The 16,321-nt window shown below is 71.4% G+C and carries 14 protein-coding genes; 6 read left to right on the top strand and 8 right to left on the bottom strand.

Annotated elements, in window-relative coordinates:
* Positions 1–45 precede the first annotated feature (45 nt).
* From ACZ5NJ_RS35790 to ACZ5NJ_RS35765, 6 genes are all read right to left on the bottom strand, one after another.
* Positions 46–783, bottom strand: a complete 738-nt coding sequence (locus ACZ5NJ_RS35790) for a ScbR family autoregulator-binding transcription factor (RefSeq protein WP_468770669.1) — start codon at positions 781–783, stop codon at positions 46–48.
* Positions 784–879: 96 nt separating this feature from the next.
* The gene (locus tag ACZ5NJ_RS35785) at positions 880–1,731 is read right to left on the bottom strand and encodes an AfsR/SARP family transcriptional regulator (RefSeq protein ID WP_468770667.1); all 852 of its coding nucleotides are present in this window, start codon (positions 1,729–1,731) and stop codon (positions 880–882) included.
* 238 nt (positions 1,732–1,969) lie between these two features.
* Positions 1,970–2,566 carry a ScbR family autoregulator-binding transcription factor gene (locus tag ACZ5NJ_RS35780; RefSeq protein WP_468770665.1) on the bottom strand — a complete coding sequence of 199 codons (597 nt, stop codon included), beginning with the start codon at positions 2,564–2,566 and terminating at the stop codon, positions 1,970–1,972.
* A 192-nt stretch (positions 2,567–2,758) separates the two neighbouring features.
* On the bottom strand, positions 2,759–3,187 hold the full coding sequence (locus tag ACZ5NJ_RS35775) for an ester cyclase (protein WP_468770663.1): 429 nt from the start codon (positions 3,185–3,187) through the stop codon (positions 2,759–2,761).
* Between the two features lie 1,248 nt (positions 3,188–4,435).
* Complete coding sequence (locus ACZ5NJ_RS35770; protein ID WP_468770661.1) at positions 4,436–5,149, bottom strand: TetR/AcrR family transcriptional regulator; 714 nt, start codon at positions 5,147–5,149, stop codon at positions 4,436–4,438.
* A gap of 161 nt (positions 5,150–5,310) precedes the next feature.
* Positions 5,311–6,294 carry an NAD-dependent epimerase/dehydratase family protein gene (locus tag ACZ5NJ_RS35765; RefSeq protein ID WP_468770659.1) on the bottom strand — a complete coding sequence of 328 codons (984 nt, stop codon included), beginning with the start codon at positions 6,292–6,294 and terminating at the stop codon, positions 5,311–5,313.
* Between the two features lie 170 nt (positions 6,295–6,464).
* Here ACZ5NJ_RS35765 and ACZ5NJ_RS35760 point away from each other — a divergent pair, with 170 nt between their 5' ends.
* From ACZ5NJ_RS35760 to tpg, 6 genes are all read left to right on the top strand, one after another.
* On the top strand, positions 6,465–7,220 hold the full coding sequence (locus tag ACZ5NJ_RS35760) for an SDR family NAD(P)-dependent oxidoreductase (RefSeq protein ID WP_468770754.1): 756 nt from the start codon (positions 6,465–6,467) through the stop codon (positions 7,218–7,220).
* A 220-nt stretch (positions 7,221–7,440) separates the two neighbouring features.
* A complete protein-coding gene (locus ACZ5NJ_RS35755) occupies positions 7,441–8,109 on the top strand; it encodes a ScbR family autoregulator-binding transcription factor (protein WP_468770657.1) in 669 nt (222 codons plus the stop codon).
* A 135-nt stretch (positions 8,110–8,244) separates the two neighbouring features.
* On the top strand, positions 8,245–9,504 hold the full coding sequence (locus ACZ5NJ_RS35750) for a ParA family protein (protein WP_468770654.1): 1,260 nt from the start codon (positions 8,245–8,247) through the stop codon (positions 9,502–9,504).
* Positions 9,501–10,427, top strand: a complete 927-nt coding sequence (locus ACZ5NJ_RS35745; RefSeq protein ID WP_468770652.1) for a ParB/RepB/Spo0J family partition protein — start codon at positions 9,501–9,503, stop codon at positions 10,425–10,427. The genes ACZ5NJ_RS35750 and ACZ5NJ_RS35745 overlap by 4 nt, the downstream gene beginning before the upstream one ends.
* 114 nt (positions 10,428–10,541) lie before the next feature.
* Entirely contained in the window at positions 10,542–12,746 is a 2,205-nt protein-coding gene (tap, locus tag ACZ5NJ_RS35740; protein WP_468770650.1) for a telomere-associated protein Tap, read from the top strand.
* 3 nt (positions 12,747–12,749) lie between these two features.
* A complete protein-coding gene (gene tpg, locus ACZ5NJ_RS35735; RefSeq protein ID WP_468770648.1) occupies positions 12,750–13,304 on the top strand; it encodes a telomere-protecting terminal protein Tpg in 555 nt (184 codons plus the stop codon).
* 247 nt (positions 13,305–13,551) lie between these two features.
* Here the strand turns inward: tpg and ACZ5NJ_RS35730 are convergent, their stop codons facing one another.
* A complete protein-coding gene (locus ACZ5NJ_RS35730; RefSeq protein WP_351892967.1) occupies positions 13,552–14,025 on the bottom strand; it encodes a MarR family transcriptional regulator in 474 nt (157 codons plus the stop codon).
* Positions 14,022–14,738: a hypothetical protein gene (locus ACZ5NJ_RS35725; RefSeq protein ID WP_042811490.1), complete on the bottom strand. Its 717-nt coding sequence runs from the start codon at positions 14,736–14,738 to the stop codon at positions 14,022–14,024. Before ACZ5NJ_RS35725 ends, ACZ5NJ_RS35730 begins: the two co-directional genes overlap by 4 nt.
* Positions 14,739–16,321: the final 1,583 nt, after the last annotated feature.

The raw sequence follows: 16,321 nt of genomic DNA, 5'->3' as shown, positions 1-16,321 counted from the left end.
GCCCCACCGCCCCCGCCCGCGCACGGGCGGTCCGTTCGCCTGGCCCTAAACCCCGCTCCCCAGGAACTGGTAGCTCCGCTCCCCGTCCGCCGGGACCCGCGTATCACGGGTCGTGTCACGGGGCCGCGTCCGGTACTCCCGCGCCCGCTCGGTCCCCACCAGGCTCGGCAGCAGCAGCCCCCACAGGGCGGCCACCTTCCGCTGGAGCTCCGCGTAGGACAGCCCGGTCCCGGCCAGCACCTCGATCCCGCAGACGGCGGCGGCCACGAGCGCCTCGGCGCTCTCCCACCGGTCGGCGGCCGAACCCCCGCCGTCCCCGGCGGCGCCCTGCGGCACGTCGGCCGACGGATCCAGGGGCAGCTCGCCCACGTCCCGCGCCATCCGCAGCAGTTCGCACACCGCCTCCAGCCACGCCCCGTGGAAGTCGACCGCGGGAGGCTGCTGGCCGGCGCACTCCTTGGTGATGCGGAAGCTCGCCGGGATCGCCGGATCCTCGTGCAGCGTCCGCGCCAGCCAGTGCGTGGTGTCGATCAGCGCCTGCAGGGGCGAGGCCCCGCTCTCCCGCAGCCCCCGGACCGCCTCGTGCAGCAGACCGCAGCCCCGCTGCTGGACGGCGTCCGCGAGCTCGTCCTTCGAGGCGAAGTGAAAGTACAGCGCCCCCTTCGTCACCCCGGCCGCACCCGCGATCTCTCCGAGCGTCGCGTTGGCGTACCCGTTGCGGTGGAACAACTCGGCGCCGGCGAAGACCAACCGCCTGCGCGTCCGCTCCGACCTCTCCTGCACCGCTCCGTCTCCTTCCGCCCCCGCTGCGTCCCTGGCCATTCCCCGGCCGTTCCCCGGCCGGCACCGCCCGCCGCCGGCCGGCACCAGCCGCGCGGGTCAGGCCCGTACGAGCCGGTCTGCCCTCAGCCCGGCTCCGGCGACCGCGGCGGCGGCCACGGGCGCCTGCTTCCCGACGCCGGCCTCCGGGCCCGCCATCAGGATCGACCGCTGCAGCCGGCGCAGCGCCGTCGACGGCTCCAGCCCCAGGTCCCGGACGAGCGTGGCGCGCAGCCGCTGGTACACGTCCAGCGCCTCGCCGCGGCGGCCCGAGCGGTGCAGGGCGAGCATGAACTGGCCGTGCAGGTTCTCGTGGGTGCGGTACCGGCTCACCAGTACCGTCAGCTCCGCGAGCAGTTCGCGGTGGCGGCCCAGCTTGAGGTCGGCCTCGATGCGCTGGTCGAGCGCGCACAGCCGGGTCTCCTCCAGCCGGCGCGTCTCCATGTCCAGCTGCACGCCGCCCTGTACGTCGGCGAAGGCGGGGCCGGACCACAGGGCGAGCGCCTCGCGCAGCCGCTGGGCGGCGACCGGGAAGTCGCCCGCGTCGATCGCCCGGTAGCCCATGCCGGCCAGCCGGTCGAACTCCCGCACGTCGCTGGTTCCGCCGTCGCTGTTGAGCAGGTACCCGCCGGGCAGCGTCACGAGCACGTCCTTCGCGGTGCGCTCGCCGTCGGTCCCCTCCAGGGCGGTCGCGATCAGGGCGCGCAGCTGGAGGACGTACGTCTGGAGCGTGGTGCGGGCGCTGCGCGGGGGCATCGTGCCCCACAGCTCCTCGATCAGCGCCGACACCGGGACGACCTGGTCGGCGTGGAGGGCCAGGAGCGCCAGGACCTGCCGGGGCTTGGGGGCGGTGGGCGTGATGGAGATCCCGTTCTCCCGCACGGCGAGTGCGCCCAGTACATCGATGTCCACGTCGTACTCCCCTGTCCTTTGGATGAGTCGCAAGAGTCAGTAGAAAACAGGCCGGACGGTTTGTCAATACGAAACCGGGCAGCCAGTTTGGACCCTGGCGAGATCTCGGCGCCACTCAGCAATGCCACTTGACCTGGGCTTTCGCAGAACTCGCCCTCACCCACGCTCAAGCGGCGCCCCTACTCCACCTCGCGGCAGCAGCCATATAACACCCCCTGAGGGCTAAAAATCAAACCATTCAGTCTGTTTCATGGCCGGTCGCTGCCTCGACGAGGGCCGCAGCCGCCGCCTCGCCCCTCGCGATACCCGGCAGAACCACGCTCCAGATCCGGCTCAGAAGCTGCCGGGCACTGCGCCCGGACCCGACCCCGTCCAGCCCGACCGTCACCGCCACGACCAGGCGCGTCACGTCCTGCGGGGACACCCCTTCGGCCAGCAGGCCGGCCCGCTCGGCGGCGGCCAGCAACTCGGCGGCCGACGACCACCACTGCCGCCGCAGGTCCACCCGGCTGCGGTGCCCGGAGTCCGCGCACAGTGCGAACGCCGCCCGTACGACGGGATCCTCGGCCAGCGTGTATGTGGACCCGACCAGCGCCCGCAACGGCCCCCTCTCCACCGCCGCGGCCTCCCGCAGCGTGCGCACGGCCCTCTCCTCCACGACCAGGGCGAGGGAGGTCTTCCCCTCGAAGTGGAAGTGGAGGGCACCGGTACTCACCCCGGCCCGCCGGCTGATCGCGGCGATCGACGCTGCGGTGAACCCCTCCTCGGCGAACACCTCGGCGGCAGCCCGCACCAGCGATTCCCGCGTGCGCGCGGCACGTTCCTGCTTGACCATGGGGGGCTCTCCACACGGCATCCGCCGCATCAGGGGTCCGCCCCACAGACAGGGGCCGGCATCCTGCGCCACAGTCGGCTCCCCCACCGGAGCCCCACCAGACTCCCACCGGAGCACCCCACCCCACGGACGTGTTCGGATCCCCCCGGCCCCCACCCCCGTCCGTGTCCATACCTGCCGATCGAGCCGGCATCAGTGCTCGGCGACCGCTTGCCGTAGCTGAGCGGTGATTCCCTGCCGGTCGATCTGGATCCAGTACTCGACGATGAATCCGTCCTCGACGCGATAGACCGCGCTGGTCATCGCCGTGACCCGCGCCCCGGTCGGCAGGTGTCCGTCCACCGGTCCGACGTGTCGCCCGTTCTGGGTCCAGCGGGCGTAGACCCGATCCCCTTCGGCAATGAGCTCGTCCACGGTCAGAGTGAAGGGGCCGTATGCGTCGAGCATCTCCTGGACGTGCTCGGTGTACTGCTGTGGCGTTCGCTCCACGACCACCGGTGCCTCCGAGACGACCTGATGGGCCCGGACCCGGTCGGCCATGAACTGACCGGCTCGGTCAGGGTGCAGCCCCGAGCGCACCTGCAGGAGGAACTGGCGAACGGTGTCCTTGGAATCGATCATGGGCGAAGTGTGGCATCCCACCCAGGCCGCGGCGGGTCCGGGGCGTTCGATCATGATGGAGCCAGTGACGGGCGACCTCGTCGGTGATCTTCTTGACGGCTTTGGGCCCTCCGCACAGCACCTCACTGCCCTTCGAGCACTTACGGCAGCAGCCAGCATCCAGCGGGCGCCCTCGCGGACGATGTCGTCGCCCCGGGACCAAGACATTCACCAGGCGCACCACGGACGTACCTTCGCGGGCCCACTCGGGGAAGGCACGCCCTTCGCGTCCCACCCGAAGCCGATGAGCATTCCGCGCCCCCACCGTTAACGCCGTTGACACTCCCCGCCCGGCCCCCACCGATATCGCCGCTAGGGGATGTCCGCCCCGCGACCCCCGGCACGCCCTCTCGCCGCACCGGACGCAAGACCGAGTACGTCCAGTACGAGGTCTCGCGCCCGGCGCACCGAGCACCGGACGCCGCGGGGACCCGCCCTGCGGGCAGACGGCGCTACTTTGCGAACACCCCCGAGCACCCCTCACCCCCACGCCACCATTAACGCCGTTAACGCTCCCCCACCTATGACGCCGTCCTCGCTCCCGCCCCCGCTCAACCCACCCGGCCCCCCTCCGTCCCCCGTTAACGCCGTTAACGCTCCCCACACCCACCGCCCACACCACCAGCACCAACCCCGGACCCCAGCTCTTAACGCCGTTAACTCCCCCGCACCCACCGCCCACGCCCGACCCCACCCGCAACGCCGTCCTCGCTCCCCGCCCCACCACCAACGCCGCAAGCACCCACCCCCCGCTCAACCCGCTCAACCCACCGCCTCCTCCGCCCCGTTAACGCCGTTAACGCTCCCCCGTCCCCGGCCCCCGCTATTAACGCCGTTAACGCCCCCGCACCCACACCACGCCACCAGCGCCACCAGCCCCTCACCCCCAGGACCACGCCCCCACCCTTAACGCCGTTAACACTCCCCGCACCCACCGCCCACGCCCACGCCCGCCCCCACCCTCGTACGCCTCCGCGCCGCCCGCCGATCACCACCACCTCCACCAGCGCAGCTCCGCCAAGCCCCTCCCCCAACCTGTCCACGCAGCCCCACCGCGTCCACCCGGCGACCGACAGACACCCATGCCCCGCACCAGCTCCCAGCCCCCAACCCCCACCCCTCAACCCCCCAGAAACGCAAAAGGCGGTGGCGCCCAGCGCCACCGCCCCACAACCACCCCGACCCGAACTCCCCTCCCCAGAGCCCCCCTCAGCCCCCGCCCCTCCGCTCCACCAGCATCCCGACCCCGTCAAGGATCCGCTCCAGCCCGAACTCCATCCCCTGGTCCTGCCCCCCGTGCTCCGCGAGGGAGCCCAGGGCCACCGCGAGCGCCGGGTACGCCTCCCCCCGCTCCCGCACCACCTGCACGAGCACGGCCCCCAGCTCGGCATCCACCCCTCCGGCCCCGCCGTCCGACGCCCGCTCCTGCCCGGCGATCCCCCGCACGTGCCCGGTCACGAGCACCACCACGTCCATCGCCTCGGCCCCGGTCAGCCCACACCCCGCCAGCGCGGCCAGCGCCCGCTCCAGCCATCCGACCTCCGTCGGCCCCAACACGCGCGCCCCCACGGTGGCGTCCAGCAGCCACGGATGGGCCCGGTACCCGGAAAGCAGCTCCCGCGCCCACACCCCGAGCGCCTCGCGCCAGCCACCCCCGGCCCGCGCCAGCGCGGCGTCCAGCCCCCCGGCCGGATCGGGCAGAGCGGCGTCCACCATCAGCGCGACGAGTTCCGCCTTGCCCGGGACGTACCGGTACAAGGCCATCTTGGTGACCCCCAGCTCCCCGGCCACCCCCTGCATCGACACCCCACCGAGCCCCTCCGCGTCGGCGATCCCCACACCCGCCTCGGCGATCTGCCTCAGCGTCAGCCCCCGCCGCGGTCCCCGCGCCGGCGTCACCGGCGGCCCCCACAACAACCGCACGGCCGCCGCACCCTGCCACTCAGCGGCCCCCACTCCAGCGGCCCCCACTCCGTCCGCCACCACTCGCCCTCTCGCCCTCTCGCCGTCTCCCGACGCCACCACCAAAACCGCGTCCACCGCGGCGGCCGCCGACCACCGCCCAACACCCACCCACGGGCACCTCACACCCGCGCCAGGTACTCCCGGTACCAGGTGGCGGCCTCGTCCAGGCAAGCAAGCGGCCCGGGCCCGGGCGAACAGCCGGCGGCGTCCCAGACCCGCGCGCTGTCGTACCAGTGGTCCTGCGCGACCAGTTTGAACTGGCTCGGCCCCACCCGGCACCCGGAGGCGGCCATCCGCTCCAGGCACTCGGCCTCGGAGAGGTCACCGTCCACGGGCGGCAGCACCCCCCGCTCCGTCAGCACCCGCACCAGCTCGGCGGCCCGCACCGGCACCGGATGGCTGGCGTGCCAGACGGTCCCGCCCGCCGGACCGTGTCCGAACGCGAGCCGGGCGACGAGCCGCGCGAGATCGCCGACGGCCACCACCGACAGCAGGGCCCGCCCCCCTTCCCACAGCGCCCCGGTGGCCGCGAGGAGCTGGTCCAGGGCGGGGACGAGCCACCGGTCCCCGGCGCCGATCACCAGACCGGGCCGGAGCACCACCGCCCCCGCGGCGAGCGCCGGTGCCTCCCCCGCCAGCCGGGTGCGGCTCGCCGGGGACTGGGGCGCGGGTACGACGGCGTCCACCGCGATCCCCCGGTGCGGCCCGCGGCCGTACACGGCCGAGGTGGAGAGGTGCACGATGCGCCGGACCCCGGCGGCCTTCGCCTCCTCCATCAGCGCCGCGGTACCCGCGACGTTGACCGCGGCGCACTCCCGCTCGTCGGACCCGATCCGCGAGGCCAGGTGCAACAGGACGTCGGCCCCCTCGCAACTCCCGCGCAGCGATCCGGGGTCGGACAGGTCCCCCCGGTGCCACTCGTCGGCCCGGCCGGCCGGCTCCGGCGCCCTGCGCCCCACGGCCCGGACGACAGGGCGCGGACCGGGGCGCCCCCCGGGCCCCGCCGTCCCGTCCCCTTCCCCGATGCGGGCGAGTTCGGCGAGTACCGCCGAGCCTATGAATCCGGTGGCGCCGGTGATCACCAGCCGCTGCGGCTCGGCCATCAGCTGACATTCCCTCCCCCAGGAAAAAACCGATCAGCCGCAATGTTATGTCTGATCATCCTGACCCGTCCCGCAGAACGGTGCTCACCTTGACCACGCTCCCCGCCCCCCGGCTCACCCCACAGCCCGCCCTCCCGCCCCACCCCGAACCCCACCGCCCCCGCGGCCCGCTGGCGGGAAAGACAGCCCTGGTGACCGGCGCCAGCCGCGGTATCGGCCGCGGCATAGCCACGCGCCTGGCGGCCGACGGCGCCCTGGTGGCCGTCCACTACGCGCGCAGCGTCGAAGCCGCCGACGCGGTCGTGGACTCGATCCGCGCCGCCGGGGGCGAGGCCTTCCCCCTGCGCGTCGAACTCGGCGTCGCCGGCGACACCGCCTCCCTCTACACCGCCTTCGACGCCGAGCTCGTCCGGCGCGGCATCGAGCCGCGCCTCGACGTCCTCGTCAACAACGCCGCGGTGAGCGGCTCGGCACGGATCCACGAGGTCACGCCCGAGCTGATCGACCGGATCTTCTCGGTGAACGTCAAGGCACTCCTCCTCCTCACCCAGGAGGGACTGACCCGCATGCCGGAAGGCGGCCGGGTCATCAACATCTCCTCGGCCGCCACCCGCATGTCCTACCCGGAGTCCGTCGTGTACTCCATGAGCAAGGGCGCGCTCAACACCCTCACGCTCGCCCTCGCCAAGGAGCTCGGCCCCCGCGGCATCACCGTCAACACGGTCTCCCCCGGGTTCACCGAGACCGACATGAACGCGAAGCACCGCACCACGCCCGAGGGGGCGGCCCGACTGGCCGGCCTGTCCGTCTTCGACCGCATCGGCCAGCCCTCCGATATCGCCGACGCGGTGGCCTTCCTCGCCTCACCCGACGCCCGCTGGGTCACCGGCCAACTCCTCGACGCCTCGGGCGGCATGCACCTGTAACAGCCGGACACCGTTAACGCCGTTAATGCCCCGGGCCCCCGGGCCCCCGGACAGCCACCATTAACGGCGTTAACACCGAAGCCCAAACCAAACCAACCCCAACACCCAAACCCCCACCTACTAAGCGCCTTAAAAGTACTGGTCGACTGGTTTCTTTTCCTCCCCTCCCACTAGATTGATCTTCCATACCAACGGACGAAACCGGCATCGGGAGACAGACGTGGCGAGGGTCAGGCAGGAACGGGCCGAGATCACCCGGCAGGCCATCCTCGACGGCGCGGCCATCGCCTTCGACCACGCGGGCTTCGGCGGCACCAGCCTCAGCGACGTGGTCAAGCACGCCGGAGTCACCAAGGGCGCCCTCTACTTCCACTTCCCCTCCAAGCAGGCCCTCGCCCGCACCCTGGTGGAGGAGCAGTTCCAGGTCTCCGAGGACGTCCCCGCCATCGAGGAACCGGGACTCCAGACCGTCATCGACCTCACCCACCGGATGGCGTGCGGTCTGCGCACCAACGTCCGCATCCGCGCGGGCATCCGCCTGGTCATCGAGTTCGGCTCGTTCACCGACCCCGACCCGTCCCCGTACAACACCTGGATCGAGACCTGCCGCAGCTGTCTGACGCCGGCCCAGGAACGCGGCGACGTCCTGCCCTCGGTCGACGTGCACGACCTCGCGACCTTCCTCGTCGGCTCCTTCACCGGTGTCCAGGTCACCTCGCACGTCCGCACCGGCCGCGAGGACCTGCACACCCGGGTCGTCGACCTCTGGACCTACCTCCTCCCCGGGATCGTGCCCGCCGACCGCCTCCCCCTCTTCGACCCCGCGGGCTCCCCCGAGTGCCGCAGGACGCTCGAACCGGCCATCGCACCGCCCCTCCCCCGCCCCTGACGACCCCTCCAGGGCGGTCCCGCGCACCCGCGGGGCCGCCCTTTCGCATGCCCGGACCCCCTCCCCACCCATTTCGTTAGCAAAACCCAAGCGTGGCGCCCACATAGACCCAAGAACGTTAGTAAAGTCCCTCTCATGACTTCGCCCTCGTCCCCGAGCGACCGAGAGAAGGTCGTCTCCAAGCTCCCCCCGTGGCTCCGCCAGGAGTTGAAGATCCGCACCGCCCAGCTGCGGGTCGACATCCAGGACGCCGTCCACCAGGGCATCGCGCACTGGAGCGCCCTCGCCTCCTCCCCCTCCCCCGTCGACACCTCCGGCGCCGAGTCGTTCTCGACGTGGCTGCCCGCAGGCCAGTGGGAGTCCTTCCGCACCGACTCCAAGGACCGCGGCGTCTCCCTCATCCAGGGTCTCGCCCAGGCGGTCCGCCTCTGGCTGGAGATGAACCCGGCCCCCACGGTCCAGCGTCCCTCCGTGGTCCGCCGCATCGTCGTGTGCAACCAGAAGGGCGGCGTCGGCAAGACCGCCATCACCGCCGGCACGGCCGAGGCCCTCGCCGAGGACCCCTCGACCCTGCACCCGGTCCGCGTCGCCCGCCAGCTGGCCCGCCTCGCCCCTCCCGAGGAGACGGACGGCGCCCTCCCCACCACCACGCCCCTGGACCTCGAAGACCTCCCGGGCCTGGGCATGCGCGTCCTGCTCGTCGACTTCGACCCCCAGGGCCACCTCACCAAGCAGCTCGGCCAGCAGCCGCTGCCCATCGGCGGCGACAGCCTCACCTGCCACATGGCCGGCGAGGCCAAGGGCCCCCTCCAGGACCTGATCGCCCCCATCGAGCACGACCGCTTCGGCGACCGCCTGCACCTCCTGCCCGCCTGCACGGACGCCTTCCTCCTCGACGTCCGCCTCTCCACGGTCCGCGCCCGCGAGGCCGCCCTCGAACGCGCCCTCGCCCCCGTCGAGTCCGACTACGACGTCATCCTCGTCGACTGCCCGCCCAGCCTCGGCCTGAGCATGGACGCGGCGATCTACTACGGCCGCCGCCGCGACACCGAACAGCCGGGCGCCTCCGGCGCGCTGATCGTCGTCCAGGCGGAGGACTCCTCGGCCGACGCGTACGACCTCCTCACCTCCCAGATCAACGACCTGCGCGACGACCTCAGCCTGGACATCGACTACCTCGGCCTCGTCGTCAACCTCTACGACGGCCGCCGCGGCTACATCGCGACCAGCTCCCTCCAGGCATGGATGGACATAAAGGATCCGCGGGTCGTGGCGATCGTCCCCGACCTCAAGGAACAGCGCGAGTCCGTCCGCCTGAAGCAGCCCCTCTTCGTCTACGCCCCCAACGGCGACCAGGCCGTCGCCCTGCGCGCACTCGCCCGGGAGATCTCATGAGCAGCAAGGCCGACAAGCTCGGCGTCTCGGCGTCCTTCGCACGGGCCCAGCCCGTCGGCGTCAGCTCCCGCCGCGCCGCCATCGCCGAGGCCACGGGCGCGCCCACCTCCGGGGTGGTCCCGCCCTCCGAGGTCCCCATCGAGGCCCTGGCCCACAACCCGTTCAACCTCCGCGAGGACCTCACCGACCTCGACGAGCTGGCCCAGTCCCTCACCGTCCGCGGCCAGCTCCAGCCGCTGGCGGTCGCGACCCGCATGGCCTTCATGGAGGCCCACCCGGGCGCCACCGACGGCCTCGGCCGCGCCCCGTACGTGGTGATCGACGGCAACCGCCGGCTCGCGGCCGCCCAGCTGGCCGGGCTCAAGACGATGCACATCCACGTCAACGACGCCCTCTCCGCCTCGGCCGCCGACATCCTCGAATCGGCGCTCATCGCCAACGTCCACCGGGTCGACGTAGCCCCCATGGACCAGGCCCGCGCCCTGCAGGAGCTCGTCGACGTCCACGGCTCCCAGGCCCAGGTCGCCAAGCGGATCGGCAAGACCCCCGCGTGGGTCTCCCAGCGCCTGACCCTCCTCAACCTGACCCCGGAGCTCCAGGACAAGGTGGAGACGGGCGAGCTGAAGGTCGAGCCGGCCCGCCGCATCGGCCGCCTCCCCCAGGAGGAACAGGCGGCGGCCGCCACGGAGAGCATCAACACCGTCAACCCCCCGCGCCAGCGCACCCGCCCGACCCCCCCGACCGTTAACGCCGTTAACGCCCCGACCCCCACCCCGCCCGCCCCCTCGGCCCCCTCCCCCGCCCCCACGCCCCGCATCACGATCTCCGCCCAGTCCCCGGAGACCATCGCGGACGCCCTCACCGCCCACCTGACCCCGGACGACCTCAAGGCCGTCACGGAACTCCTGATGCAGCGCATCTGAACGGCACCGCACGCACGCCGGGGGCGCTGACGGCATTAACGCCGTTAACGCCCCCACGTGCGTTCCATGTGCGTTCAACCGTGCGCTTCACATAGGGTGCTCCTGGAGGTAGCAATGAGCGAGAACGAACAGACGACCCTCTTCGCCGCGGTCGACGCCCTGCTGGAAGAGGCCGCTGCCAAGGACGGCCTCCCCAGCCCCGACGAGCGCAAGCGCCTGCGCGAGGCGGCCGGCCTGAGCCAGGACCAGATCGCCAAGGCCCTCTCCGTCCGCCGCGAGACCGTCACCTCCTGGGAAACCGGCCGCACGGCCCCCCGCCCCCCCAAGCGCGCCGCCTACGCCCGCCTCCTCGAAGGCCTGTCCGCCCTCCACCCGCCCACCCCCACCGCCGGGCCGCCCGCCCCCACCACCGAGCCGCTCACCCCCCAATCCACCATTAACGCCGTTAACACCGCGCCCCCCACCCCCCAGGCCACCGTCAACGCCGTTAACACCACGCCCCCCACCCCTCCGGCAACCATTAACGCCGTTAATACCCCCACGCCCCCCACAGCACCCCCCCACCCCAAAACCACGCCCCCCACCCGAACCACCCACCCCACCAAGCCCACCCCACCCACCAAGCCCACCTCACCCACCCCCCTCCCCCTCCAGGGCAACGGCCCCCTAGCCGTCCTGGACGGCACCGGCCACGCCCACGCCGCAGGCGGGGTCCTCCTCACCCACCCCACCTCCGACCTCCCCTCCCTCATCACCTGGGCCCTCAGCCCCGAAGCCGACCTCCGCGCCCCCCGCCTCCACCGCAACGGCAAGGACGGCGACCCCCTCCTGGTCCTCACCGCCCCCGCCGCCGAACGCCTCGGCCTCCCCCTCGCCCTCGAAGACCGCCGCGCCCTCCGTCTCCCCGACAACCACCCCGTCATCAAGCAGCTCACCAAGGCCAAGTGGCAGCTCACCCGCCGCGGCTTCGGCCCCTGGGCCCGCATCTACCGCCCGGCCTCCCCCACCACCGGCCGCCAGTGCGTCCAGCTCGCGGTCCTCCCCTGGGGCGCCCTGGACCCCCGCGCCTGGGGCGAGGACACCGCCGACCTCCCCGCCCCCGAACTCGCCGAGCTGCTCTCCACCTACGCCACCCGCGTCCTCACCCCCCGCGGCTCCACCGCGGTCACCGGCCTCGAACTCATGACGGCCCTCCGCCCGCCCACGCGCGCGGCCCGCAACCCGCAGACGAACACCTGGGAATCAGCCCCCGTCCCCGGCTCCCTCACCCGCCCCGTCGACCCGGCCCCGCCGGAGGCCCCCGACGAGCACCCGGTGGTCGCCTCCCTCTACCCCCGCTCCCACCAGCGCACCCCGGACCAGGTCCTCGACGAGGAGGCGTACGACTGGATCCGCGACCCGGAGCTCCTCACCGACGCCGAGTGCGCCCGCACCCACGCCGTCGGCATCGACGTGAACATGGCCTTCGCCGCCGCCGCGAACCGCCTCACCGTCGGCACCGGGCCCGCCGTCCACACCACCAGCCCCCGCTTCGACCCGAAGCTCCCCGGCTGCTGGCTCGCGGACCTCTCCTCCCTCACCCTGGACCCCCGCCTCCCCAGCCCGTTCACCCCCCACGGCAGGCCCCCCGCCGGCCCGGCCTGGTACGCGACCCCGACCCTGGCCTACGCCCAGGAGCTCGGCCACGACGTCCACCCCACCGAGGCCTGGATCCGCCCGGAACACGGCCCCTACCTCGACGCCTGGTACACCCGCCTCCGCGACGCCTACCTGGCCACGATGGCGGACATGGGCGTCACCCCCACCCTCACGGAACCCGAGTTCCTGACCGCGATGGAAACCCACAAGCACCACAGCCCCCTCCCCACCGCCGTCCTCTCCGCGATCAAATCCACCGTCAAGGGCGGCATCGGCAAGCTCCGCGAGCGCCCCCAGGGCGCCGGCTACCGCCCGGGCGAACCCTGGCCCGCCCTCGAACGCCCCACCTGGCGCCCCGACATCCGCGCCGCCGTCATCTCCACGGCCCGCGTCAACATGCACCGCAAGATGCAGAAGCTCGCCACCTCCGCCGGCCTCTACCCCATCGCGGTCCTGTCCGACTGCGCGGTCTACCTCTCCGACGGCCCCAGCCCCCTGGACTTCCTCCCCCGCACCCCCGACGGCAAGCCGCTCCCCGGCGGCTTCCGCCTGGGCGTCAGCCCCGGCATGGTCAAGCACGAGGGCACCCAGCCCCTCCTGTGGGCCGTCCAGCTCCTCGACGAACACCTCAACCCGGCCCGCCACATCAAGGGCCACGACGCAGCAGCAGACGGCGAGTAACCGATGTCCGACATCTCCGACAGCCTCACCCGGGCCGACGCACAGCACTTCACCCGCCCCATCCCCAAGTCCGCGGGCGCCCAGATGCGTTACCTCCTCAAGCAGCTCAAATCAACCAGGAACGTCGCGGCCCTCCTCGGCATCTCCCAGCGCACGGTCGAGCGGTACGTGAAGAACGAGATCAAGCAGCCCAAGCCGGCCCTGGCCGCCCGCATGGAGGCCGAAGTACGCCGCCGCTGGCAGCCCCTGGTCCGCAAGCGCGCCCGCGAACAGGCCGCCCGCACCACCGGCCTCGTCATCGAGACCCGCGCCCGCTTCGGCTTCACCGCGGCCCCGGGCACCACCGACGACGGCCGCATGCGCCGCATCACCCAGCACCTCCCCCCGGAATACGCGGGGCGCCTCTTCGCCGCCCAGGAAACCGGCGCCACCGAAGCCCAGCTCCGCCACATCACGGCCGAAGCCCTCCAGGAGATCTACTTCAAGGACAACGGCTCCCGAGCCGGCGGTCTCCTGGTCGAGTTCACCGACATCGACTACGTAGACGTCGCCTTCTGAAAACCCCACCACCAACGCCCGACCACCGACCAACCGGCCGCCCCCTGAACCCGCCCCCACCCACCCAACACAGCTCCCTCCCCAGGGCCCCCACCCGCCCCCACCCATCCCCTCACCCATCCCCTCCCAAGCCCCCACACGCCTCCCCACCCCCCTAAAACCCTTTGAGGGCCCCGGGATATCCCGAGACCCTCAAAAGCCCTTGAAAGGCCACCAGAGGCCCTCCAAGCCCCCTCCTTCAACCCACCTACCCCACAGCGTGCAGGGTCCGCCGCCGCTTCGACTCCGCAGCCTTCTTCGCAGCGGCCTGCGCCGCCCGCTTCTTCCGCTGCTCGGCCAGCTGGTCCTGGTACTCCGCCACCGCCTGGTGGTAACTGGCCACGTACCCACGGGCGTCCAGCCGCTCGTCGGCAGCCATCTCGTTCACGGCCGCGACAGCGTCCTCGAACGAGTTGTACCCGGCCAGCATCGGGTTGATCTGGTACACCCCGTTCCTGACCTTCCGCACGAGCTTCGCCAGCTCCAGACTGCGCAGAGCGGCGTTGACGCTCGGCCTGCTCAACTCCAACAGCCCACCAATGCTGGCCTGGTCGATCAGGATCCGCCCACCCGGCTCGCTCAGCGAACGCAGCTTCAGCAGCACACGGTACGCGGCAGGCGGAAGGTCAAGGTCGGAGAGAAGCCCGTCGGCGTTGACCGCAGCGAATCGCAAGGTGCTCACTGAGCTGTCCCTTCTTCCTTGCGCTGTGCCCGGCTCAGCCGGCGCGCAGCGCGCTCTTTGGACCGTTCGGCCCGCAGTTCCTCGATTGCCTGCCGCATGTGGTCCAGCGACGGGAACCGCACCAGGTCGGGCAAGCTCGTGTCGCTGCGAATCTGCGAGATGGTGCTGTGCTGCTCCACCTTCACGAACTCACCCGCCGTCTCGGTTCCCGGGATGAACTCGGCCACCCGGTAACTGTAGGGCGGGTTGAACTGGTACACACCCCGCCGCACCTTGAAGACGATCCCATGAGACATGACGGTGTGCAGCGCCTCCGACGTCTTTGTCCGACTGACATCCAGGATCGTAGCCATCTCCTCCTGGGTAAGTGGAATCCGCCCTCCCGCCCGCTGGCACGCGATCAGCAGCAGGATCAGTCTCAGAGGCAAGGCTTCCCTGAAGTACTGGGCGATCACCAGGAAGAACTCCAGGCTGTCCATCGAGAACGCATTTGGCTGACTCTGCGTCCCGTAGAACTCCAGCGGCTTGCGCTCACCGTCCAGCGTGAGCTTCCGACTGGGATACCTCTTCGCGAGGCTGTCCAGATCCTTGACCGGAGCCAGTGGCTGACTCCACGCCGAGATCGCGTCATCAACGGGGAGATCAGGACGCGGCGCGCGCGACGGACTCTGCCGGCGGCGCTGTGCTTCTGATGACACGAGGATGCTCTCCACTTCGTTGATCTGCAGAGAGAGTATGTCAACAAGGGTGACACTAATGTCACGCTCGTTGACGTTCGGCGTGTCTTGTGTCCCCCCTGGGGGGACACATCTCGGCCACGGCCCCCGGACAGGCCCTCCCGGACCCCCCTCGCCCAACGCCACCCCACCCTGGCGCAGTTCGCCGACGTATCTCCCGCAAAACGTCAGCCCCCCCGACATTTTACCCCAAAAAGCGTCAGCCCCACTGACGTTTTGCAGTCGATGTGTCCCCCTACCAGGGACACATCGCCCGAGTTATGTCCCTTCTGAGGGGACATAACTTTCCCCCCGCACCCCGCCTGACCTGCGACAACGCATCTCCGTACCCTCTATAGGCCGTCTCCTGCCGCGCTGCGCGCACGAAATGCCGTCGTGAACCCCCACCACAACCCCACTCCCTGACGCCGAACCACTCCAGCCACCCCACCGTCACGGACCGGACACCCTGTCCGTAACCACGCAGAATCTGACTGATTCCTATCTCTATCCGCACATCACTTTGAATCACCCCCTCAACCCACCATTAACGCCGTTAACACCCCACCCCACTCCCCCACCATCTCCCCACCACACCTCAAGCCCCCCACCCCCACTTCTCCAGCCAACGCCCTCACCCGATCACCCAGAACAGACCTGCGACGCAAACAAAGAGCCGGCCATGACTCCTGCCCCAGAACTAAGCAAAGAGGGCAAAAGACCACCAAGCCGACTCCTCCTGCCCCAGCGCAAAGACATCCAGTAAGACTCGGGCCCTCTGGGCCGGTCCACCAAGCCAAGCAAGGCGATTCCCTACTCCGCGGGTGGGGGAGCGCAGCTGACCCACCCCAACGGTCCTGCTCTGCAGGCTCGTTGGGGTGGAGCAAAGCGAAACCCCGAACCTTGTCCGGAGCGAAGCGTAGGACTCCGGCCCGAAGGGCCTGCCCTGGCTCAGCGAAGCCGAGCCTCGCCGAGCACAGCAAGGCGGTCCCTCCTGAGCACGCAGGGCTCAGGCACCCGGAACGAAGCGGAGGGTGGGCTGCAAAGCAGCCCCGATCGCGCGCAGCGCGACCGTTCTTTCCTCCGCGTTGCGCGGAGGAAACCAGTCCGGCCCGAAGCGCCGGACTGGCGCCGCGAAGCGGAGCCCCGTCGAGCGCAGCGAGACGGTTCACTGCCCTGGAGCGAAGCGGAGGGGCTGGGCGCCGAAGGCGGCCTTCGGCCGAGCGCAGCGAGGCTTGTCACTCCTGAGCGCGCAGCGCTCAGGTACCCCGAAGCGAAGCGGAGGGGTAAGGGCTGCGAAGCAGCCCCGGTTGCGCGGAGCGCAACCGTTCTCTCCTCCGCGCGCAGCGCGGAGGAGAGAAATCAGTCCGGAGCGAAGCGCAGGACTCCGGCCGGAAGGGCCGACCTTGCTCCGCGAAGCGGAGCCCCGTCGAGCGCAGCGAGACGGTTCACTGCCCTGGAGCGAAGCGGAGGGGCCTAGGCGCTGAAGGCGGCCTTCGGCCGAGCGCAGCGAGGCTTGTCACTCCTGAGCGCGCAGCGCTCAGGTACCCCGAAGCGAAGCGGAGGGGTAAGGGCTGCGA

The organism is Streptomyces sp. NPDC032091 (assembly GCF_055580265.1).
Note: the sequence above shows the minus strand (reverse complement) of the source record. Positions and strands in the feature narration are given on the sequence as shown.